Origin of the sequence: Mesorhizobium sp. (genome assembly GCF_004962245.1) — a bacterium.
GTDB lineage: Bacteria > Pseudomonadota > Alphaproteobacteria > Rhizobiales > Rhizobiaceae > Mesorhizobium.
Genome location: NZ_SUHQ01000009.1, coordinates 182085 through 202605 on the forward strand (window position 1 = coordinate 182085; position 20521 = coordinate 202605).

Below are 20521 nucleotides of genomic sequence, written 5' to 3' on the forward strand. Positions count from 1 at the left end.
ATGACCTTGTTTGGTTACCGTGTACCAATGATGGCGTCCCTGCTCGTCTGGTGCGTCGTATGGGAAATCGTCGGCCGGCTGGACCTTGTCTTCATGCTGCCGCCGTTCAGCGAGGTGCTGGCTGCAGCCGTCGATCTCGTGCAGACCCCGTCATGGCAGAGCGCTACGGTCACGACCCTTCGCGCCTTCGCCATGGGCATGGTCCTGTCGATCGTGATCGGCGTGCCACTGGGCATCCTGATGGGACGCGTCAAGATCGCCGACGACCTGCTCGGCATGTGGGTCAACATCTTTTCAAGCGCACCGCTCTCGGCGATCGTCCCGGTGCTGATGATCCTGTTCGGCTTCGGCGAGAAGACGATCGTTGCGGCGGTCTTCCTGTTTGCCATCTGGATCATCGTTCTCGACACCCGCGCCGGGGTCCGCCATATCTCGCCGTCGCTGATCGAAATGGCGCGTTCCTATGGTGCCTCGCGCCCGGCGCTTTACACCAAGATCCTCGTTTGGGCGGCGCTTCCGGAGATCCTTGCCGGCATCCGCCTCGGCCTCATCCGCGGCGTCAAGGGCGTCGTCATCGGCCAGTTGCTCGTCGCCATCGTCGGTTACGGTGCGCTGTTCGAGACCTTTTCGCGAAATTTCCGCATGGCCGAATTCTGGGCCCTTACCATCATCCTTTTTGCCTTCGCCCTGCTGGTTGCCGAACTGATCGAACGGGCCGAAGCCAAAGTCGAATACTATGCAGGAGCAAGACAGTGAACATGCACGGCACGACCTCAAGCTACGTCATCGAACCGACCGCGATCCCGAGTATCCCGGTGGCGGGAACCGACAAGTTGTTCCCGGTGCACCGGGTCTATTGCGTCGGACGGAACTATGCCGCGCATGCGGTCGAGATGGGACACGACCCCAACAAGGAGCCGCCGTTCTTCTTCCAGAAGAACCCCGACAACCTCGATACGACAGGAGAATTTCCGTATCCTCCGGCCTCCAACGATGTCCATCACGAGATCGAAATGGTCGTGGCGCTGAAAAGCGGCGGTACGGACATCCCGGTCGAAAAGGCTCTGGACTGCGTGTTCGGTTATGGCGTAGGTCTCGACATGACGCGGCGCGACCTGCAAGGGAAGGCGAAGGACATGGGCCGTCCATGGGAGGTCGGCAAGGCTTTCGAGGCATCGGCGCCATGCACGCCACTGGTTCCGGCAAGCTCGATCGGCCATCCCGGCCAGGGAGCGATTTGGCTGGACGTCAATGGCGAGCGAAAACAGACCGGCGATCTCAACCAGATGATTTGGAAAGTTTCGGAAATGATCAGTTATCTGTCAGGGCTTTTCACGCTGATGCCGGGGGATATTATTCTTTCCGGCACGCCGTCCGGCGTTGGGGCGGTCACTCGCGGTGATGTTCTTCGCGGTCATATCGATGGCGTCGGCGACATAGAGGTTCGCGTTGTCTGAAGCCTCGATCGTTGAACGGCTTGCTGCCGGAGCGGACGATGCTCCGGCGATTTCGGCACCCGACCGGATCACGCTCACCCACGGCGGACTGCGCCGCCTGATCTCCGAAACGGCTGCGCGGCTCAATGCGCTCGGCCTCGGCCGTGGCGACCGTGTGGCCATCGTGCTGCCGAACGGCCCGGAGATGGCGACGGCTTTTGTCGCCGTAGCGGCCGCCGCTTCGACGGCGCCCCTCAATCCCGCCTACCGGGCCGATGAACTCGATTTTTATCTCAGCGATATCGGCGCAAAGGCGATCCTCGTTGCAGAAGGCGAAACTGGCCCTGCAGTGGCCGTCGCCGAGCGCCTGGGCATAGCAGTGCTGAGGCTCGTTGCGCAGGATGGCGCGCCGGCCGGCGGCTTCAGCATCGAGGGCAAACCGGTTGGCCCGTCTGTTTTGTCCGGCTTGGCAGCGGATGGTGACATTGCATTGTTGCTGCACACGTCCGGCACCACGTCGCGGCCAAAGCTGGTGCCGCTCAGCCATGCCAACCTTGCCGCCTCGGCCGCCCATATCGGCGCCACGCTCGGCCTGACGGCCGGCGATCGCTGCCTCAACATCATGCCGCTGTTCCACATCCATGGGCTGATCGCGGCGGTGCTGTCCTCGCTCGCCGCCGGCGGCAGCGTCTTCTGCACGCCGGGCTTCAATGCGCTGCGTTTCTTCCACTGGCTAAATGAGGTCCGGCCGAGCTGGTACACGGCCGTTCCGACCATGCATCAGGCCATCCTGCCGCGCGCGGCGCGCAATGCCGATGCGCTGGCCGCGGCGCCTTTGCGCTTCATCCGATCGTCCTCGGCGTCGCTGCCGCCGCAGGTGATGGCCGAGCTCGAGGCGACCTTCGGCTGCCCGGTGATCGAATCCTACGGCATGACAGAAGCCGCGCACCAGATGGCCTCGAACCGGCTGCCGCCGGGCCTGCGCAAGCCGGGCAGCGTCGGCGCGGCCGCCGGACCGGAGGTGGCGGTGATGGCGCCCGACGGGCAATTGCTGAAGCCGGGTGAGACTGGCGAGATCGTCATTCGCGGACCCAATGTGACCGCAGGCTACGAGAAGAATCCGGACGCCAATGCCACGGCCTTCGCGCATGGCTGGTTTCATACCGGCGACCAGGGCGTGCTCGACGAAGACGGCTATCTGCGTGTCACCGGCCGGCTCAAGGAGATCATCAACCGCGGCGGCGAGAAGATCTCCCCGCTCGAGGTCGATGACGTGCTGATGGACCATCCGGCGGTGGCGCAGGTCGTCACCTTCGCCACGCCGCACGACAAGCTTGGTGAGGAGGTCGCGGCCGCGATCGTGCTGCGCGAGGGCATGGCTGCCACCGAAGGCGACATCCGCAGCTTTGCCGCGCTGCGGCTTGCCGATTTCAAGGTGCCGCGCATTGTCCTGATCCTGGACGAAATCCCGAAGGGCGCGACGGGCAAGCTGCAGCGTATCGGTCTCGCGACCAAACTCGGTCTTGCCAAACCCGGGCTTGGATAATGATGCGGATCACCATTTTTGGCGCCGGCGCGATCGGCGGCTATCTCGCGGCCAAACTTGCGATGGCCGGCCGGGTCGATCTGTCGATCGTGGCGCGCGGCGCGCATCTCGATGCGATTAAGACGGGTGGGCTTCGCCTGATCGAAGACGGTCATGAATCCGTCGCCTCTGTCAGGGCCGCCGCGCAGGCGCAGGAGCTGGGCGTCCAGGACTATGTCGTGTTGGCGCTCAAGGCTCATTCGCTTGCACCAGCGCTCGACCAGATCGCGCCGCTGCTGGGCGAGGGGACGGCCGTCGTCACCATGCAGAATGGCGTGCCGTGGTGGTACTTCCACAAGATCGGCGGGTCGCTCGAAGGCACGCGGTTGCAAGCGGTGGATCCTGGTGGGGTGATCTGGGACCGGCTTGGACCGGATCGCGTCATCGGCTCGGTCGTCTATCCGGCGGCCGAGGTGGATGCGCCCGGCCTGGTCCGCCATATCGAGGGAAAACGCTTTTCGCTTGGCGAGCCTTCGGGCGAGAAAAGCGAACGCGTCACGCGGCTTGCCGAGGAGATGGTTGCGGCGGGGCTGCAGGTGCCGGTTCGCGACGACATTCGTAGTGAAATCTGGGTGAAGCTCTGGGGCAATCTCTCCTTCAACCCGATTTCCGCGCTGACCGGCAGCACGCTTGCGGCAATCGCTGCCGACGAAGCAACCCGCACACTTGCCCGCACCATGATGCTGGAGGCGCAGGCGATCGGCGAAAGCCTCGGCGTTCGTTTCCCGATATCGGTCGACCGCCGCATCAAGGGCGCCGGCGACGTCGGCGAGCACAAGACCTCGATGCTGCAGGATCTGGAGCGCGGCCGGCCAATGGAGATCGACGCGCTGGTGACGGCGGTCCAGGAACTCGGCCGGCTGACCGGCCAGTCGACACCCACCATCGACAACGTGCTGGCTCTGGTGCGGCGGCTTGCCATCGAGCGCGGCTGTTATTCTTCCTTGTAGTTTGTTCTTCTTTTGTTCTAGTCTGATCTTTTGGATGCAACATCCGGGAGGGATCAGCCATGAACGAGCTGCCTTCGTTCGGGATAGGCCAGAACGGTCAGACTTTTTTCCGCTGGGACGAGCCAGACCAGAATCGGAGACACCATGTGTTTTTCGCGGTCTTGGTCGAAAAGCCGATCAACGCATTACTGGCAAAAAAACGCGTCAGCTTTCGTCGTGAGCTGGGATTGCGCGGCACGCTAATCCCTGAAAGTCACATTCACATAACGCTCGTCGGTCTCGGCTATCATCAACGCCGGCCAGCCGGTTTGATCGGCGTCGCCCGTCATATCGGCTCGTTGATACAGGCGAGGCCATTTGAGGTTTCTCTCGATCGCCTGTCGGCCTTCGGCGGCGGAGCGCTGGTGCTTCGCAGCAGTGACAGCTCGCCAGTGCTGCAAGCCTTCTGGTGCAACCTCTCAGCCGTGATCGACGACAGCCCGCTGAAGCCTTTCGTAAGCAAATCGATAGAGCCTCATGTGACGTTGCTTCGTGACCGGCAACGCGTGCCCAAAGTTCGGGAACGGGCGTTGAACCAGTCAGGTGGACTGTGCAGAATTTTGCATTGATCCACAGTTATGAAGGTCGATACGAGTTCCCTGGCCGCTGGCAGTTGGGCGGCCAGGACGACGCCGTGGCCGCCATGTGAGAAGACACCGTATCAGATCGTCTTGACGTACTCCGCAAGCTGGTCGAGCACGGTGCCCCAGCCGTCGTAAAATCCCATCTCCTCGTGGTTATTGCGCGTGGCTTCGTCGCGGTGGATGGCGGTCGCGGTGTAGCGCGTCGCCTTGCCTTCCGGCTGGAAGGATATGACCGCGGTGATGAATGGATCCCCCGACGGGCGATAGCCAGGCAGCAGTGCATCGGTCCACACCAGCCGCTCGTTCGGCACGATGTCGAGATAGCAGCAACGCCGGTCGTTGACTTGCCTGCCATCAGGCGATTGCATGCGGGTCCTGAATAGCCCACCGGGCCTCAGGTCGATCTCGCAATCGGTGATGATCCACGGCTTCGGCGTGAACCATTGCCGGACATGCTCGGGCTTGGTGTAGGCGGTCCAGAGCAGTTCTCGTGGCGCATCGACAACGCGTTCGAGGACGAGGTCGAGTTTCGGATCGGGTTTGAACAGCGGCGCCGGGCTCATATGTCTTTCTCCTTGAGTGTCATGACGTAGGCGTCGAACTGGTCGAGGCGACGCTCCCACAGCGCGCGCTGCTCGGTCAGCCAGTTTTCCGCAAGCTTCAGCGGCTCAGGCGCGAGCCGGTAGGTCCTGACGCGGCCGGTCTTCTGCGAGCGCACCAGGCCGCAACTTTCCAGCACCTTGAGATGTTCGATGAAGGAGGGCAGGGCCATGCCGAATGGCTGGGCAAGCTCGCCGACCGAGGCAGGGCTTCTGTTCAGCCGCTCCACCACGCGGCGGCGCGTCGGATCGGCGAGCGCGCGGAAAATGCCGTCAATCGGCGGGACGTTCGGACTTGCGGTCTGCTGGTTTGTTGCCACGGTCATGTCTTCCTTGCGTCACTGCATCGGGCAAAGACGGTTCGCAATACTTAGGAAAATTCCTTAGTGTTGGCAAGGCCAAAAATCGGGAATGCCCGGCGGGACCGCTGGCAAAGCGGGAAGCGTGGTTTTAGGGTGCCGCCAGATTCGACCAGCGATCAGTCCGAGGGACCACGGTTTTGACGATCACGATGTACGGCATCACTAACTGCGACACGATCAAGAAGGCGCGGGTCTGGCTGGAGAGCCATGACGTCGCCTACCGCTTTCACGACTACAGGGTCGAAGGGCTCGACGCGCAACGGCTCGACGGCTGGTCCGGCAAGGTCGGCTGGGAAGTCCTGCTCAACAAGGCGAGCACGACGTTTCGCGAACTGGCGGACAAGGACAAGATGAGCCTCGATGAGAAGAAGGCCAAGGCACTGATGCTGGCCAAACCGACCATGATCAAGCGGCCGGTTCTCGATCTTGGCGATCGCATCCTCGTCGGCTTTAAGCCTGATGTCTATCAGCAGGTAGTGGGTGGGTTGAAGTAGGTGTAGCGCCGCGCGGGCCTCAATTCCGCCAGGCGAATTGGGTCGCGGGGAAGACCTTGGCCTGCCTGGCCGACAGCGCGTCCCACGCTTCGCGGTCGCGTCGGTCCGGTTCGATCGTCTCGACGATGCTCGTCATGGCGTTCGCGGCCCCGGCAAAACTCTCGAACCATCCGACTCCGACCGCGGCGCTGATGGCTGCGCCGAGGGAGGAAGCTTCAGCATTGTGACCCTTATGGATCGAGATCCCGGTTGCGTCCGCGATCATCTTTGTCCAAAGTTTGCTGTTGGCGCCGCCGCCGATCGCCACCATTTGCGCCGGCGAAAGACCATGGCTGCGCATCTCTTCGAGAGCCCGGGCGGTTTGCAGCGTCATCGCCTCGAGCCCCGCGCGATAAAAGTGACCGAGCGTGTGCGAGGGGTGCATGCCGATGAAGCTCGCGCGTGCGCTCGGATCCCAATGCGGGTCCATGCAGCCGACCAGGGTGGTGCCGGCGAGAAGTCCGTCCGAGCCGATCGGGACAGCCGCCGCTTCCCGTTCCAGGCGGTCGAAGATCGCCGGATCGGAGCGTCCGCCGGCAAACGTGTCGACGAACCAGTTGACGAAATAGACACCCGCCCGCTGCACTGCCTCGAGGAAATAGCCATCGCCTGTCGGCGAGGTCATGGTACGCCAGAAGGCGCCGACCACCGGTTCCCGCGACCAGATTCCCGCGATGATCGCAGTTCCGAGATTGAGATAGACGACGCCGTCGCGCATGGCATTGACGCCGAGCCCGGCGCATTGCCCGTCACCGCCGGCGGCAATCACCGGCGTTCCCTCGGCAAGGCCCGTTGCCGCGGCGGCCGCGGCATGAACGGTCCCGACCCGCGTGCCGGACCGTACCGCATTGGGAAGTTGCGACGGCTTGATGCCGAGATGATCGAGGATCGGCTGCGACCATGCCTTGCGCGAGATGTCGAAGAGACCGAACGGATCGGCGCTCGTCCAGCTCGCACTCGGCGTTCCCGTCAGTTTCAGCGTCAGATAGCCATGCACGTCGAGGATTTTGTCAGCGTGATCCAACCGTTTCGGCTCGTTCTCGCGCAGCCATTTCAGGCGGTAGACGACCGGCGTCACGTCGATCGGCTTGCCGGTGATCGCGTGCAGCCGCTCACGGCCGATCTCAGCCGCGAAACGGTCGACCAGCCCGGCGGCACGTTCGTCGAGCCACAGGCTCGCGGGTCCGATCGGCTCGCCGGCGCCGTCGATGAGGGCAACGGTCTCGCGCTGGTTGGAGATCGCGATACCGGCGATGCGTTTTGCATCGACTGCGCCGACAAGCTGTCGCAGCGCTGCCGTTGCGGCCCGCCACCAGTCGGTGACCTCCTGCTCGACATAGTCCGGCCTCGGCTTCATCAGATCGAGCGGTGCGCGGCCTTCCGCGACGGCTCGTCCGTCCCGGCTCCAGGCAATCGCCTTGCAGGATTGCGTGGAACTGTCGAGGCCGACGACAAGAGGTCCGTCGCTGCTGCCCATGATTGTCCTCCCGAGACGATGAGTTCCGCCGAGTCTGGCTATTCCAAGAGAATGTTCGCGGTGGCCAGGTCGGTGACAAAATGTGTCGCGTATCCGCCGCCGAGCCCAGCCCTGATCGCCCCGATCTTGCGGGCGCCACCGGCTGCACAGATGCGGACAGGCACCGCTTTCAGTTCGTCGAGCGTGATGCCGACGGTGCGTCCATCGAGCGGAGTTGCGAAAGCAGCCCCTTGAGCGTCGATGAACCGCCCGATGATCACCCCGAGCGCTCCCTGTTCGATCATGCCGGCAAGCGCGGCGGCATCCGATATCCCGGCTCGGGCATAGGTGCTCTCCGGCCCGATATCGCCGATCCCGAAGATGACCTTGCCGGCGGCATGTATCATGCGGAACTGGTTGACGAGCATCGGCTCCTGCATGAGTTCGTCGTGCAGCTTGTCGGTGGAGACGATCGCCGGGGCAAGCAGGTTGATGCAGCGGGCACCGAGCCGATTGGCCATCAGCGAGGTGCAGAATTCCGGCGAGAAATCGCTGGTGCCGATCGAGCTTCCCGAGAGCTGGACGACGGTGAGGTTCCTGTTATGCCGTAGCCGTGGGATCGAGCGGGCGGCAGCGAGCACGGTTTTTCCCCAGGCAACGCCGATCGTGTCGCCCGGATCGACCATGGACGCGAGCAACCGTCCTGCCGCCTCGCCGATGCGGCGGTCGGCATCGCTGGGATCGAGGTCGGGGATAACCGCCGCGCCGCGGAGCCCGTATTTTTCCATGAGACGCCGCGAGGTCGAGGTGCGGGCAAAAGCGTCGTGGTCGACCTGCACGGCGACCAGTCCGCTTTCGCGCGCCTCCTGCAGATAGTTTACCACGCTCGCCCTGGAGAGGTTCATAACCTTGGCCACATCGCTCTGGTTAAGCTGGTCGACATAGTAGAGCCAGGCAGCCCACGCCACCGCGCTGTCGAATTCGGACGGCAGTGCCGAGAGCCCGGAGGGGCGGACCAGGTCGATGTCGGCATCGGCATTCATGTCCCTTTTTCCGCAGGTTTGCAGAATGAAGTCAAGCGTTGCGGGTACATACTTGACAAAAGACATGGGCAAGTGACTATTGTTTGATCGCGCAGCGCGCCTGCGTCTCGATTAGAGAGTTGCCCCAGAAGAGGACGCCATGACGAATCCGGCAGCCGGATCCTGGACGACATTGATCGACGACATTTTGGACGGGAACTGGACCAGCCCGGAGACCGGTAAAAAGGCCGTGGTGCCGTATGACCGGATTGTCATCGAAGAAAGCCTCGAAGGGCGGGCGGCCGATCTCGTTTCGGAGCTCGATCTAGGCGAGAGGTTCACGGTCGTTGCCGATGCCGCGACCTATGATGCGCTTGGCGAACGCGTCGCGCGCGAATTGAAGACGCTCGGCCCTGTCGATGTCCTGATATTGGATCACCCACACGCCGACATGGCCAATGTCGAAAGCCTAGCCGTCAAACTCGCGGATGCGGATGCCGTGGTCGCGGTCGGTTCCGGCACGATCAACGATCTCTGCAAGTTCGTCACCGGAAGGAATGAACGGCGCTATTGCGTGTTCGGGACGGCCGGTTCGATGAACGGCTACACATCGACGACCGCGTCCATCACGCTTGAAAGCGGCCTGAAAGTATCGCTCCCCTCCCATGCGCCGTCAGGCTTTTTCGTCGATCTCGGCGTCTCTGCTGCCGCCCCGACCTATCTGTCGGCGGCGGGGTTTGGTGACTGCCTTTGCCGCTCGGTCGCCCAGATCGACTGGTGGATGTCGCACCGTCTGCTTGGCACCGCCTACCATCAGGTACCGTTTCTCATCCAGGAAAAGGATGAGGCGGCGCTCAACGAGCGTGCGGCAAAGCTTGCCGAACACGACATCGAGGCGAATGGTTATCTCTACCGCGTGCTGACGCTCTGCGGCCTCGGCATTTCCTTCACCGGCGTCTCCAACCACGGTTCGATGGGCGAGCATCAGATATCGCACTACATCGACTGCTTCGCCGGCGGGCGCCACCCCGGTACGCTCCACGGCACCCAGGTTGGCGTCGCTTCACTCACCATGGCGCGATTGCAGCAAGCAATGCTTGCAAGCGACAAGCCGCCGGTGTTGAAGGCGACGAAGATCGATCCCGACGACATGGTCCGCCGCATGGGGCCGGCTGTCGCCGCCCAATGTCTCGACGAACTGAAGAAGAAGGCCTTCGACGGGAATGCCGCCGCCGCATTCAACGAGCGCCTGCAGGAGCTCTGGCCGACGCTCAGGCAGGAGCTCAAGCAATTCATGGTGCCGGTCGACGAGATGCAGCGCCTGCTGAAATCTACCGGCGGCCCGGTCTCAGCGGCCGAATTGGGCACGCCAGCCAATTTCTATCGCGAAGCCGTCATTCATTGCCGGGAGATGCGCAATCGCTTCTCGTTCCTCGACATTGCTGCGGATGCAGGAATGCTGGAGGATTTTGCTCGCGGGGAAGCCTGACCGGATGCGCGACCTCGTCGAATTCGGCCCTGAAGCTGCGTCGCGCATTCGCGGCGTCTTCTGCGATATCGACGATACGTTGACGACCGAGGGTCGTCTTCCGGCCGATGCCTACCGTGCGCTCGAACGACTGCACGAGGCAGGCCTCGTCGTTGCTCCCATTACCGGGAGACCCGCGGGCTGGTGCGACATGATTGCCCGGTTCTGGCCGGTGACGGGCGTTGTCGGCGAAAATGGCGCTTTTTACTTCGCCTATGATCAGCCAGCGCGAAAGATGGTCCGGGTTTTCGCGGCGAGCGCTGAGGAACGCCGGGAAAACAGGCGCAGGCTCGCCGAACTGGAACAACGCATTGTCCGGGAAGTGCCGGGTTCGGCCGTGTCCGCCGACCAGCAATATCGCGAAGCCGATCTGGCCATCGACTTTTGCGAAGATGTTCCGGCGCTGCCGATGTCCGATGCCAGGCGCATCAAGCAGATGTTCGAGGAAGCCGGCGCTGTCGCCAAGATTTCGTCGATCCATGTGAACGGCTGGTTTGGCCGGTACGACAAGCTGTCGATGACGCGTCGCTTTGCGAGCGAGAGACTCGGGACCGATCTCGATGTTGAAAGACAGGCCTATGCATTCGTCGGAGACAGCCCGAACGATGCGCCGATGTTCGGGTTCTTTCCGAACTCGTTCGGGGTCGCGAATGTGATGGATTTCCAGGGACAGATCGACGCCGAACCCGCTTTCGTCGCCACCTCGCGGGGTGGCCGCGGCTTCGTCGAGATTGCCGACATCATTCTGGCAAACCGGAGGTCGGGGTAGCCTGATTGGCCGGCGCGAAGTGGACCGCTCGGAAAAGACGCAAAGGATGTTCTGCAGGCGATGGAACAGAACCAGGGACGGCTTAGGGAGGACTCGGTGGCAATTTGCTTTCAGATGAAAGCGAATGCGATGTTCCGGACAACACCGCGCAGCACCTTCGCTTGCTGCAGCGATCCCGGCCCGCGGATGTCAGAGCGAACTGCCCGTCTCCTGGTCGGTGATGAGGCCGGTGAAGAATCCCTTTTCCAGGAGCTTGGCCATGATGCCGATCTTGTTCTTTCCGCCGGAAACGAGGATGCGTTTGGGAATGTTCAGTGTGTCGAGAGGATAAACCCCGACGATGCGTTCGTTGACGGGATGGTCGACGAGTTCGGCGTTCCGGTCGAAGAAATAGCCGAGAAAGTTCCCGATCGGCTTCATTCTCAGGATGTCGTCGAATTCCTCGTCCGTCATGTAACCGACGCTCCGAAGCGTCGAGCTGGTTGTGCCGCCGACGCTCATGAGCGCAAGGTCGGCATTCAGCGCCTTCTGGATAACCTCACGCGCGCTCGGCTGCTGCAGGATCGTCTCGCGGCTTTCGCGGCTGTCGCAGATGATGGGTCCGGGGAGATAATAGGATTCGGCCTGAGTGCGCTGGGCAAAGACGGCGGCGGCGTCGTATTTGTCGATCGACGACCGGCGCGACAGAGAGCCGAGAAGCGGTACGACGGTAACGTTCCTGAGCGTCACCGGTTCGATGTTGGACGCGAGCCATCTCATGGTTCGGCCCCACGCCATGGCGACTGTCATGTCGTCCCTGAGCAGCGTCTCGACGGTCTGCGCGGCATAGATGCCGATCACTTCGGAGAGGCCGAGCTCCGAGCCGGTGTCATCAGGCGTGATGCTGCATATGTCGAGCCGGTACTTCCGCCTGAGCTGTTCTTCCATTTCGAGGGCTTGGGACGTCCCGGCGTTGATGCGGATCGAGACGATGCCGCGCTCCTTCGCCTCGGCCAGCAGCCTGTGGATCTTGGTGCGATTGATCTGCAGCCGCTCGGCGATGGCCTGCTGCGTTTCGCCCAGCACGAAATATTGATGGGCAACCCGTGCCAGAAGGCCGATCGACGTCATGAGGGTTCTCCGATGCTGGTGGCGCACCCGTCCGAACGCCGCTGTCGCCGGCCAACAAGTGCTTGCCACGGACATGGTGACGATATAGCATTTGAACAAATGCACAAGATATGAACATTTGTGCATCGCAAAACGAAGCGGTTCGGGAGGAACGCGTGCGGGTTGCCCAAGCCAGACGTTTCGTCATTTCGGATCATCCGCTGCCCTGGCTGCTGCCGCTGGTGGCAATCCTGCTTGTCTTCACTGTCTATCCCCTGATCTACAACATCTGGCTGAGCTTCCACGAATTCGTCCCGCGCAGGCGGGCGCTTGAATTCGTCGGAATGGAAAACTGGGTGCAGCTCTGGAACGATACGCGGTTCTGGCAGTCGCTCGTCATCACCTTCACCTATTTCGCCATCGCGCTGGTCTTTGAACTGGTGCTCGGCATGGCGATCGCGCTGCTCCTGGACAGCGACGGCTTCGGTTTCGGCTTTCTGCGCGGCGTGCTGACGATGACGCTCGTCATCCCGCCGGCCATTGTCGGCATGATGTATCTGCTGATGGAGGATCCGCAGTTCGGGGTGATCAGCTATCTCCTGCAGTCCATCGGCCTGCTCAATCCGAACAATCCCATCCTCGCCACGGCGTCGACCGCGCTTGCCGGCGTTCTCGTCGCGGAAATCTGGCAGTGGACGCCGTTCATGGTCCTCATCTTCCTTGCTGGTCTGAGGGCGCTGCCGCCGGAGCCTTACGAGGCCGCGATGATCGACGGTGCGTCATCGTTCCAGATTTTCCGGCGCATCACGCTGCCGATGATGTCCAAGGTGATCGCGATCGCCGTCCTGGTCCGCGGCATCGATCTCTTCCGCGTCTTCGACTACGTCTTCGTCATGACGTCCGGCGGGCCGGGAGCGTCGACCTATTCGCTTTCCCTCTATGCGTGGCAGCAGACGTTCAGCTTCGTAAAATGGGGCTATGGCGCCACGCTCAGCCTCGTCACCCTCGTGATTATCCTCGTCATTGCCAACCTCTTCATCCGTATCGCGAAGGTGAAATGGTAGAATGAACGGCTCCTTCTCGACGCGCATGCTTCGCACCATCGCCGCTTGGGTTGTGGTCGCAGTCTTCTTCTTTCCGATCTACTACTGGACGTCGGTGGCGTTCAAACACGGCAATGACATCTTCAACCGGCCGCCGAAACTGTTCGCCTTCACGCCGACCTTCGACAATTTCCAGAAGGTGTTCGGAATTTCGCTGGGCAGCGGCGGTATCACCGTTACGCCGGGCGGCGGCAATTTCTACATGGCGCCCCGCGTCTGGGATTCGATCGTGATCGCGACGCTGTCGACCGTGCTCGCCGTCGCCATCGCCACGGTTGCCGCCTATGCCCTGTCGCGCATGAACTTCCGCGGCCGGCACAGTTTCGTCGGATGGGTCTTGTCCACGCGCATGATGCCGCCTGTGGCGGTCGCGGTTCCGATGTTCTTCATCTACAAGAATTTCGGGCTCATCGACACCTATACCGGCATGGTGCTGATCCATGCGCTGATGAACCTGCCGCTCGCCGTTCTCCTGATGAAGAGCTTCTTCGACGACATTCCTTCCGAGATCGACGAGAGCGCGATCGTCGATGGCGCCAGCCGCTTTATGATCTTCCGGCGGATTGTGCTACCGATGGCCAAGGGCGGCATCGCCGCCACGGCAGTCCTCTGCTTCATCTTCAGCTGGACCGAATTCCTCTTTGCGCTGACCCTGACCACCACGTCGCTCAAGACCGTGCCTGTCGTCTCGTCGACCTTCGTTACCTCGATCGGCACCGCCTGGGGCAACATGGCCGCGCTTGGCGCCGCATCCATCATTCCTGCTTTCATCTTCATTCTGTTGGTTCAAAAGCATCTCGTGCGCGGTCTCACGATGGGATCGTTGAAACAATAGATGGGAGGCTCGAATTCGCAGCCTTGTGAAAATCGCGAATTAAACCGGAGGAGTAGACAATGAAAGACAGCATCAGAAAGGCGCATCTTGCCTCTGTCACCGATCGCTTCGTTCGCGGACAGATGGACCGGCGCTCGTTTCTTCGCGCAGCAAGCATTCTCGGCCTCGGCGCCGGCGCTCTCGGCATGGGCCTGGGACGACGTCCGTTCTACGGCATCAGCCAGGCATCGGCCCAGGAACAGGAACTGAAGCCCAGCGCCGAAATCACCAAGTGGCTCTCGGATGTCGGCAAGCCCTTTGCCGGAACGACCCTGCGTCTCGCCACCGAATCGACGCCGCCGTCGAATGCCATCGCCACGCAGCTCAAGCAGTATTTCGAGGAGGCTACCGGCATCAAGGTCGAGATCGAAGTGCTGCCGCTCGAGCAGGTGCTGCAGAAGCTGACGCTCGACGTGGCGTCGAGCCTCGGCACTTACGACCTCTACTACATCGACCAGAGCTGGGCGGCGAGCTTCAGCCAGGACGTCTTCGATCCGCGCGAGCAGCTCAAGAACGCCGAGCTGGCGATGCCGAACTACAATATCGACGACTTCCTGAAGCCGCTCGTCGACGGTATCGCCATGTACGAGGACCGCATGGTCGGCGTGCCCTATGACATCCCGATCTTCATCATGCAGTACCGCAAGGACATCTGGGACGAGCTCAAGCTGCCGCCTCCGGCCACGCTGGACGATTTGCTGCAGGCGTCCGCGGCGATCACCGACGCCAAGGGCCCGAACATGTATGGCACCAGCGGCCAGATGAAATCGGGCCATTACAGCCTCGAATGCGATTGGACGGCGTGGCTTTGGGGCCATGGCGGTTCGATTTTCGGCGCCGACGGCAAATTCACCGGCAACGATGAAGCTGGGTTGGCCGCGATGGCCTACTGGGACAAGCTCAAGGCGACGATGCCGCCCGGCGTCGATGGCTGGACATGGGATGGCGAGGGCCAGTCGGTCGGCCAGGGCGTCGCCGCCTCGATGCTGTCCTGGGGCGAATTCTTCCCGTTCTTCGATGATCCCAACGCCTCCAAGGTCTCCGGTCTGATGGAAGCGATGGTTCCGCCGAAGCCGGCCGCCACGCTACGCACGGTCGAACAGACCGGATTCGGCGAAATTCCGGGCGTTGGTCACCAGGGCGGTTCTTCGCTCGCGGTGTCGAAATATTCGAAGAACCCGGACGCCGCCTGGATTTTCATGCAGTGGGCGACTTCAGCCGACACCCAGGCGCTGATAACCGTTCTGGGCGGCGGTACAGGCCCAACGCGGACCAGCGTCTATGACGATCCGCGCGTGCTGGCCAATGCCCGTGTCGGCGCCGGCACGACCCGCCATCTGCCGGTCGTGCGCGACACCATCGCCAACTACATGGGCTCCGAGCCCGACCTCCCGGCATGGGCGGAACTTTCGAGCGACATGATTCCGGTTGCGCTGGGCAAGTACTTCGCCGGCCAGTCGGGGACGGCCAAGGAGTCGCTCGACGCTCTGAAAACCCAGGTCGACGATCTCGTCGCCAAGAGCTGAGTGTTCCGGGGTGGCGGCCTGAGGCCGCCACCCCGTGTATCGACAACTCCCAAGAGGAAAAGCAATGGCTGGAAAACAGCTCGTAGCGGTGACAGGAGCGAGTTCCGGTATCGGCGAGGCCGTCGCCAAGGCGTTTTCGCGCGCTGGCCACCCCGTTTTGATGATGGCCCGCCGTCTGGAGCGCATGGAGGCGCTGAACCTGCCCGACAGCATGGCCCGGCAGGTCGATGTCCGGGACCGCGCCGCAATCGCAGCCGCCGTGAAGGAGGCGGAAGCCGAATACGGACCGGTTGACATGCTCTTCGCCAATGCCGGCATCGCGCGTCTTGCCGATATAGGCCGCCAGCCGCCCGAGGAATGGGACGAGATGATCGACATCAACACGAAGGGCGTGCTGAATTCGGTCCACGCGGTGATGTCGGGCATGATGGAGCGTCGTCACGGGACGCTGTTCATGATGAGCTCGATCGCTGGCCGGAAGGTCTATCCGGATCATACCGTTTACTGCGGGACGAAATTCTTCGTTCACGCCGTGTCGGAATCGCTGCGCGACTATCTTTCCGACTATGACGTCCGCGTGGTCGTGCTTTCGCCCGGGGTGATCGAAACCGAAGTTCTGAGCGGCGTGCTCGATCCACAGACGCTAGCCAACTACAAGGCCAACAAGCTCAAGATCGGCGGCGGGATCGGGCCGGAGCACGTCGCTGACCTCATGCTGCACACCTACCAGATGCCACAGAACGCTCTCGTGCAGGAAATCGTCATCACGCCGACCAGGCAGAAATACTGACGACCCGAATCAGGGCTTCTGGAGAGAGAGAATGGCCACCGTAGAATATAGAAACATCGCCAAGAGTTTCGGGCATGTCGAGGTGATGAAGGACATCTCCTTCGGCATTGCCGACCACGAATTCGTCGTGCTTCTTGGGCCGTCCGGTTGCGGAAAGACGACGCTGCTGCGCATGACAGCAGGGCTCGAGAGCGTGACCAACGGCGATCTGTTGATCGGCGACAGGCGGGTCAACGACGTTCACCCGCGCGATCGTGACATCGCGATGGTGTTCCAGAACTACGCACTCTATCCGACAATGACGGTGTTCGACAATATCGGCTTCAGTCTCGAAGTGGCGAAATTGCCAAAGGCGGAGATCAGGAAGAAGGTCGAATGGGCAGCGGATATCCTCAATCTCACGCCCTATCTTGGGCGCTATCCCAAGGAACTGTCGGGCGGCCAGCGCCAGCGCGTCGCCATGGGCCGCGCCATGGTGCGCGATGCCGCCGTCTTCCTTTTCGATGAGCCGCTTTCCAATCTCGATGCGAAGCTGCGCACTCATATGCGCGTGGAAATCCGGCAACTCCACAATCGTCTCGGCACGACCACGATCTACGTCACCCATGACCAGATCGAGGCGATGACGATGGCTGACAAGATCGTGCTGATGCACGCCGGCAGGATCATGCAGATCGGCACGCCGGACGAGGTCTACGAGCGCCCGAACTCGAAATATGTCGCTGATTTCATCGGCTCGCCTTCGATGAATTTCATCGCCGGTGCTGTCGAGACCGTGGGCGGCAGTCCTCGCTTCGTCGCCGAAGGCGTGTCGATCGGCCTTTCACCGGAGATCAAGGCGGAGCCAGGCCAAAAGGTCATCATGGGCGTCCGGCCCAACGATCTCGGCATTTCGGATGCGGGTGAGATCAAGGGCGAGGTCGTGCTGTCCGAAACAACCGGCGCGGATGTCCAGATTCATTTGCGCGTGGCGGGGTACGACGCCGTCGCCGTGGTGCCGCGTGACGAGCGCCGCAACGCCGGCGCCGCGATCAATCTCTCGGTACTGCCGGGCAAGGTGCACCTCTTCGATGCGGCCACGGAACTGCGTGTCGCCTGAGGAGAGATTCGCGATCGGACGATCATGAAATCAAAAATGGTCCGACCACGAGGCGGTCACACCCAACGCAACTGCCTGGAGGCGATCCTGAACTTGTGCTGCGTGGCGGCGGCGACACCTCGAGGGGGCGCGCTGCCTCAGCCCGTTTCGCGCAGATAGTCAGCCAGCGCCACTGCGTTGTTGTGCATCTCGTCATGGGCGCCGTAGAGCAGCGTCACCCGGCCTTTGCCCAGCAGCGCGCGCAATTGCCCGACGGCCTCGCCATTCCCGTCGAGCTCGTCACGGTATCGCTGCTGGAATCCCGCCCAGCGCGCCGGCTCATGGCCGAACCATTTGCGCAGTTCGTCGCTTGGCGCGATGTCCTTCAGCCAAAGCGTTAGCGCGGCATCTGCCTTGCGGAGCCCGCGCGGCCATATCCGGTCTACCAGCACCCGCTGCCCGTCAGCGGGCGATGCCGGCTCATAGATGCGCTTGACCGCGATATCGAAGGCCATGGAACCTCGCGACGCGCTCCTGTCAGGCCCATTCGCCCTTGCGCATCACGGGCAGGCGGCTACCGTCCTTGCCGACGCCGTCGATGTCGATCTTGTCCGAACCGATCATCCAGTCGATATGGATGAAGCTCTTGTTGCCGCCGCGCGCCGCGATCTCGTCCTGGCTGAGCGACGCGCGATCGACAAAACACTTCGAATAGTACTGGCCGAGCGCGATGTGGCTGGCGGCATTCTCGTCGAACAGCGTGTTGAAGAACAAGAGGCCGCTCTTCGAGATCGGCGAGGAATGCGGCACCAGTGCGACCTCGCCGAGACGGCGCGAGCCCTCGTCGGTGTCGAGCACTTTCTTCAGCACCTCCTCGCCGCGGCTGGCCTTGGCTTCGACGATGCGGCCTGCCTCGAAACGCACGGCAATGCCGTCGATCAGCGTGCCCTGATAGGACAGCGGCTTGGTGCTTGAGACATGGCCTTCGACGCGCCTTGCATGCGGCGTGGTGAAGACCTCCTCGGTCGGGATGTTGGGGTTGCAGGTGACGCCGTTCCTGGCGGTCGAGGCGCCGCCCATCCACTCATGGCCATCGGCCAGGCCGACGGTGAGGTCGGTGCCGGGTCCGGTGAAATGCAGCGCGTGGAAATCATGGCCGTTCAGCCATTCGGTACGGCTGCGCAACGCTGCGTTATGCGCTGTCCAGTTGCCGATCGGGTCGTCCACATCCACCCGTGAGGCGGCAAAGATCGCGTCGGCGAGTTTCGCCACGGCGACGTCGTCGGTATCGTCCGGAAATACCTGCTTGGCCCAGGCCTGATCGGGATAGGCGACGATGTTCCAGTTGATGTCGAAGCCCGTGATCTTTTCCAGCGCCGGCTGGTAGGCGATCGAATTCGCCTTGTTGGCGCGCGCCACCTTCGCCGGATCCTGCGCCGACAGCAGCGACGGGTCCTCGCCGCGCACCGCAAGCCGTGCCGCATTGTTGGCGAAGGCCTTCGCCATGCCCTCATAGAGCCAGCCGGCGGCGTGGTCGAAGCCGGCGTCCGCCCCATAGCGGAAGCGCGCCAGCGTGATTTCGTCGTCGTTGAAGATCGGCGTCACCAAGCCGGCGCCCGCTCTGTAGGCGTGCTCGACGATCCGTCGCGTCAGTGGCAGCGCCGCGATCGACGATGTCAGCACCAGATCCTGCCCCGGTTGCAACTGCAGCCCGACCTTGATGGCGACCTCGGCCAGCCTGTCGAGCTTCACCGGGTCGATCGTTGCGGAAACGCCGCGCGAATGTGTGGTCATGATCCTGCCTGCCGTGATGTGGGAGTCTGGTTCCTACATAGACCGGCACCGCTCTACTTTCCACCGCGATTGCACTGGGCAGGCTCAGTCCGCGCGGGCGAGCGACCCGAATTGCGCCATGGTCGCCGCTATTTCCTCGCGGATCCAGATCTTGAAGTCCCTGACCTTGCGGCTTTCGCTCTTGGTGGCGGAGGTCACCAGCCAATAGCCGAGCCCGCTCTGGGCACGCACGCCGAAAGGCGCGACAAGGCGGCCGTCGGCCAGCGCATCGGCGGTCAGCAATTGCCAGCCGAGCATGACGCCGTGGCCGGCGATCGCCGATTCCAGGCACAGCATCGGGTCGGTGAAGCGCGCGCCCTTGAGGAAGGTGACCGGCTCTGCCCCGGCGGCCTCGAACCAGCTTTCCCAACTGATCATCGCCCTTTCGTCGGTGATCGCGCAGGTCAAGGCTAGGTCTTCGATCGATTTCAGCTTGTTGGCGATCACCGGGGCACAGACCGGGAAGACCTCCTGCGCCAGCAGCAGTTCAGCACGCCCGCTCGGCCATTTGCCGTCGCCAAGCCGGATCGCGATGTCGATGTCCGAGCGGTCGAGATCGGCAATCCGTACCGAGGCGTCGATGCGCAAAAGCACATTCGGATGCCGGGCAAAGTGGCGTGACAGTCTCGGCAGCAGCCACTTCGACGCGAAAGCCGGCGCGGCCGAAACCACCAGAGTGCATTCGGAAGCCTCGTCGGCGAGCGCCACGGCTTGCGCAAGCTCGCGGAAACCTGCCCCGAGCCGCGCTGTGAAGACGGTGCCGAATTCGGTCGGCACGAGACCGCTTGCCGTTCGTTCGAACAGCGCCTGGCCGAGTTGCTCTTCTGTCCGCTTGACCTGCTGGCTGACGGCGCTGGGGGACACGTTGAGTTCGCTCGCCGCAGCCGAAAGCGATCCCAGGCGGGCGACGGTTTCCACGGCGCGCAGGCCGTTGAGGTGGACGCGGTTCAGCAAGACCATATAGTTTTTCTAAACCTGAACGGTTGAAATCTCAATTGAAACACAAGGCACAATGGCAGATTCTAACGGGCAAGCAGACCTCTGGAGGAAAATCCGATGAAGATTTTATCGTTGCTCAGGGTCTTTTCCGTTGCCGGCACGCGGCAGAGCCGGTCGCATGAGAGCGAGACCGCCCGATGGGCGATCGATCCGCTGTCGCATCCTGTGCTCGGCACCATGTCGGAGCGCGAACTCGGCGACATGCCGTTCAGGCTGACCGCCCGGCGCACTGCCTACGAAATGACAACGGTGCAAGCGGGGTGCGGTTGAAGCTGCTGAAACGCCGGCGGACCGTCGCCCTCTGCCGCTGGTAGGGGCGGGCTGAGACTGGTTGCCGACAACCGCTGCGAGCCGCTCTGGCCCAAC

Annotated in this window: 22 protein-coding genes; 14 read left to right on the forward strand and 8 right to left on the reverse strand. The window is 62.4% G+C overall.

Annotated elements, in window-relative coordinates; all coding sequences use genetic code 11:
- The 5 genes from E5X88_RS12195 to E5X88_RS12215 are packed head-to-tail and all read left to right on the forward strand — an operon-like array spanning position 1 to position 4579.
- The gene (locus tag E5X88_RS12195) at positions 1 to 756 is read left to right on the forward strand and encodes an ABC transporter permease (RefSeq protein ID WP_292161524.1); all 756 of its coding nucleotides are present in this window, start codon (positions 1 to 3) and stop codon (positions 754 to 756) included.
- 2 nt (positions 757 to 758) lie between these two features.
- Positions 759 to 1457, forward strand: a complete 699-nt coding sequence (locus tag E5X88_RS12200; protein ID WP_292161565.1) for a fumarylacetoacetate hydrolase family protein — start codon at positions 759 to 761, stop codon at positions 1455 to 1457.
- The gene (locus E5X88_RS12205) at positions 1450 to 2982 is read left to right on the forward strand and encodes an acyl--CoA ligase (RefSeq protein WP_292161525.1); all 1533 of its coding nucleotides are present in this window, start codon (positions 1450 to 1452) and stop codon (positions 2980 to 2982) included. The genes E5X88_RS12200 and E5X88_RS12205 overlap by 8 nt, the downstream gene beginning before the upstream one ends.
- A gap of 2 nt (positions 2983 to 2984) precedes the next feature.
- Complete coding sequence (locus E5X88_RS12210) at positions 2985 to 3971, forward strand: 2-dehydropantoate 2-reductase (protein WP_292161566.1); 987 nt, start codon at positions 2985 to 2987, stop codon at positions 3969 to 3971.
- A gap of 59 nt (positions 3972 to 4030) precedes the next feature.
- Positions 4031 to 4579, forward strand: coding sequence for a 2'-5' RNA ligase family protein (locus tag E5X88_RS12215; protein ID WP_292161526.1), 549 nt, complete (start codon positions 4031 to 4033; stop codon positions 4577 to 4579).
- Between the two features lie 92 nt (positions 4580 to 4671).
- Here the strand turns inward: E5X88_RS12215 and E5X88_RS12220 are convergent, their stop codons facing one another.
- Positions 4672 to 5157 carry an SRPBCC family protein gene (locus tag E5X88_RS12220; RefSeq protein ID WP_292161527.1) on the reverse strand — a complete coding sequence of 162 codons (486 nt, stop codon included), beginning with the start codon at positions 5155 to 5157 and terminating at the stop codon, positions 4672 to 4674.
- On the reverse strand, positions 5154 to 5519 hold the full coding sequence (locus E5X88_RS12225) for a metalloregulator ArsR/SmtB family transcription factor (protein ID WP_292161528.1): 366 nt from the start codon (positions 5517 to 5519) through the stop codon (positions 5154 to 5156). Before E5X88_RS12225 ends, E5X88_RS12220 begins: the two co-directional genes overlap by 4 nt.
- 173 nt (positions 5520 to 5692) lie before the next feature.
- Between E5X88_RS12225 and E5X88_RS12230 the strand changes: the two genes are divergently transcribed.
- Positions 5693 to 6049, forward strand: a complete 357-nt coding sequence (locus E5X88_RS12230; protein ID WP_292161529.1) for an ArsC family reductase — start codon at positions 5693 to 5695, stop codon at positions 6047 to 6049.
- A 19-nt stretch (positions 6050 to 6068) separates the two neighbouring features.
- Here E5X88_RS12230 and E5X88_RS12235 read toward each other — a convergent pair whose 3' ends face one another.
- Positions 6069 to 7565 (reverse strand): FGGY-family carbohydrate kinase, encoded by a 1497-nt coding sequence (locus E5X88_RS12235; protein ID WP_292161530.1) that lies wholly within the window; start codon positions 7563 to 7565, stop codon positions 6069 to 6071.
- Between the two features lie 38 nt (positions 7566 to 7603).
- Entirely contained in the window at positions 7604 to 8587 is a 984-nt protein-coding gene (locus E5X88_RS12240) for a sugar-binding transcriptional regulator (protein WP_292161531.1), read from the reverse strand.
- Positions 8588 to 8726: 139 nt separating this feature from the next.
- Here E5X88_RS12240 and E5X88_RS12245 point away from each other — a divergent pair, with 139 nt between their 5' ends.
- Positions 8727 to 10055, forward strand: coding sequence for a sn-glycerol-1-phosphate dehydrogenase (locus tag E5X88_RS12245; protein ID WP_292161532.1), 1329 nt, complete (start codon positions 8727 to 8729; stop codon positions 10053 to 10055).
- 4 nt (positions 10056 to 10059) lie between these two features.
- Positions 10060 to 10863 (forward strand): HAD family hydrolase, encoded by an 804-nt coding sequence (locus E5X88_RS12250; RefSeq protein WP_292161533.1) that lies wholly within the window; start codon positions 10060 to 10062, stop codon positions 10861 to 10863.
- A 189-nt stretch (positions 10864 to 11052) separates the two neighbouring features.
- On the opposite strand, the gene E5X88_RS12255 is transcribed toward E5X88_RS12250, so the two are convergent.
- Positions 11053 to 11973 (reverse strand): sugar-binding transcriptional regulator, encoded by a 921-nt coding sequence (locus E5X88_RS12255; protein WP_292161534.1) that lies wholly within the window; start codon positions 11971 to 11973, stop codon positions 11053 to 11055.
- 155 nt (positions 11974 to 12128) lie between these two features.
- On the opposite strand from E5X88_RS12255, the gene E5X88_RS12260 reads away from it, so the two are divergent.
- The 5 genes from E5X88_RS12260 to ugpC all read left to right on the forward strand — a co-directional run bounded on the left by E5X88_RS12260 (position 12129) and on the right by ugpC (position 17344).
- On the forward strand, positions 12129 to 13016 hold the full coding sequence (locus tag E5X88_RS12260; RefSeq protein ID WP_292161535.1) for a carbohydrate ABC transporter permease: 888 nt from the start codon (positions 12129 to 12131) through the stop codon (positions 13014 to 13016).
- A gap of 1 nt (position 13017) precedes the next feature.
- Positions 13018 to 13890 (forward strand): carbohydrate ABC transporter permease, encoded by an 873-nt coding sequence (locus E5X88_RS12265; protein ID WP_126039536.1) that lies wholly within the window; start codon positions 13018 to 13020, stop codon positions 13888 to 13890.
- A gap of 59 nt (positions 13891 to 13949) precedes the next feature.
- The gene (locus E5X88_RS12270) at positions 13950 to 15455 is read left to right on the forward strand and encodes an extracellular solute-binding protein (RefSeq protein WP_292161536.1); all 1506 of its coding nucleotides are present in this window, start codon (positions 13950 to 13952) and stop codon (positions 15453 to 15455) included.
- Positions 15456 to 15519: 64 nt separating this feature from the next.
- A complete protein-coding gene (locus E5X88_RS12275; protein WP_292161537.1) occupies positions 15520 to 16245 on the forward strand; it encodes an SDR family oxidoreductase in 726 nt (241 codons plus the stop codon).
- 31 nt (positions 16246 to 16276) lie between these two features.
- Positions 16277 to 17344: a sn-glycerol-3-phosphate ABC transporter ATP-binding protein UgpC gene (gene ugpC / locus E5X88_RS12280; RefSeq protein ID WP_292161538.1), complete on the forward strand. Its 1068-nt coding sequence runs from the start codon at positions 16277 to 16279 to the stop codon at positions 17342 to 17344.
- A 137-nt stretch (positions 17345 to 17481) separates the two neighbouring features.
- On the opposite strand, the gene E5X88_RS12285 is transcribed toward ugpC, so the two are convergent.
- The 3 genes from E5X88_RS12285 to E5X88_RS12295 all read right to left on the reverse strand — a co-directional run bounded on the left by E5X88_RS12285 (position 17482) and on the right by E5X88_RS12295 (position 20116).
- Positions 17482 to 17838: a DUF488 domain-containing protein gene (locus tag E5X88_RS12285; RefSeq protein WP_292161539.1), complete on the reverse strand. Its 357-nt coding sequence runs from the start codon at positions 17836 to 17838 to the stop codon at positions 17482 to 17484.
- Positions 17839 to 17860: 22 nt separating this feature from the next.
- Complete coding sequence (locus tag E5X88_RS12290) at positions 17861 to 19117, reverse strand: aminopeptidase (RefSeq protein ID WP_292161541.1); 1257 nt, start codon at positions 19115 to 19117, stop codon at positions 17861 to 17863.
- Positions 19118 to 19201: 84 nt separating this feature from the next.
- Positions 19202 to 20116: a LysR substrate-binding domain-containing protein gene (locus E5X88_RS12295; RefSeq protein WP_292161542.1), complete on the reverse strand. Its 915-nt coding sequence runs from the start codon at positions 20114 to 20116 to the stop codon at positions 19202 to 19204.
- 96 nt (positions 20117 to 20212) lie between these two features.
- Between E5X88_RS12295 and E5X88_RS12300 the strand changes: the two genes are divergently transcribed.
- Entirely contained in the window at positions 20213 to 20425 is a 213-nt protein-coding gene (locus E5X88_RS12300) for a hypothetical protein (RefSeq protein WP_292161543.1), read from the forward strand.
- The last annotated feature ends 96 nt before the right edge of the window (positions 20426 to 20521 follow it).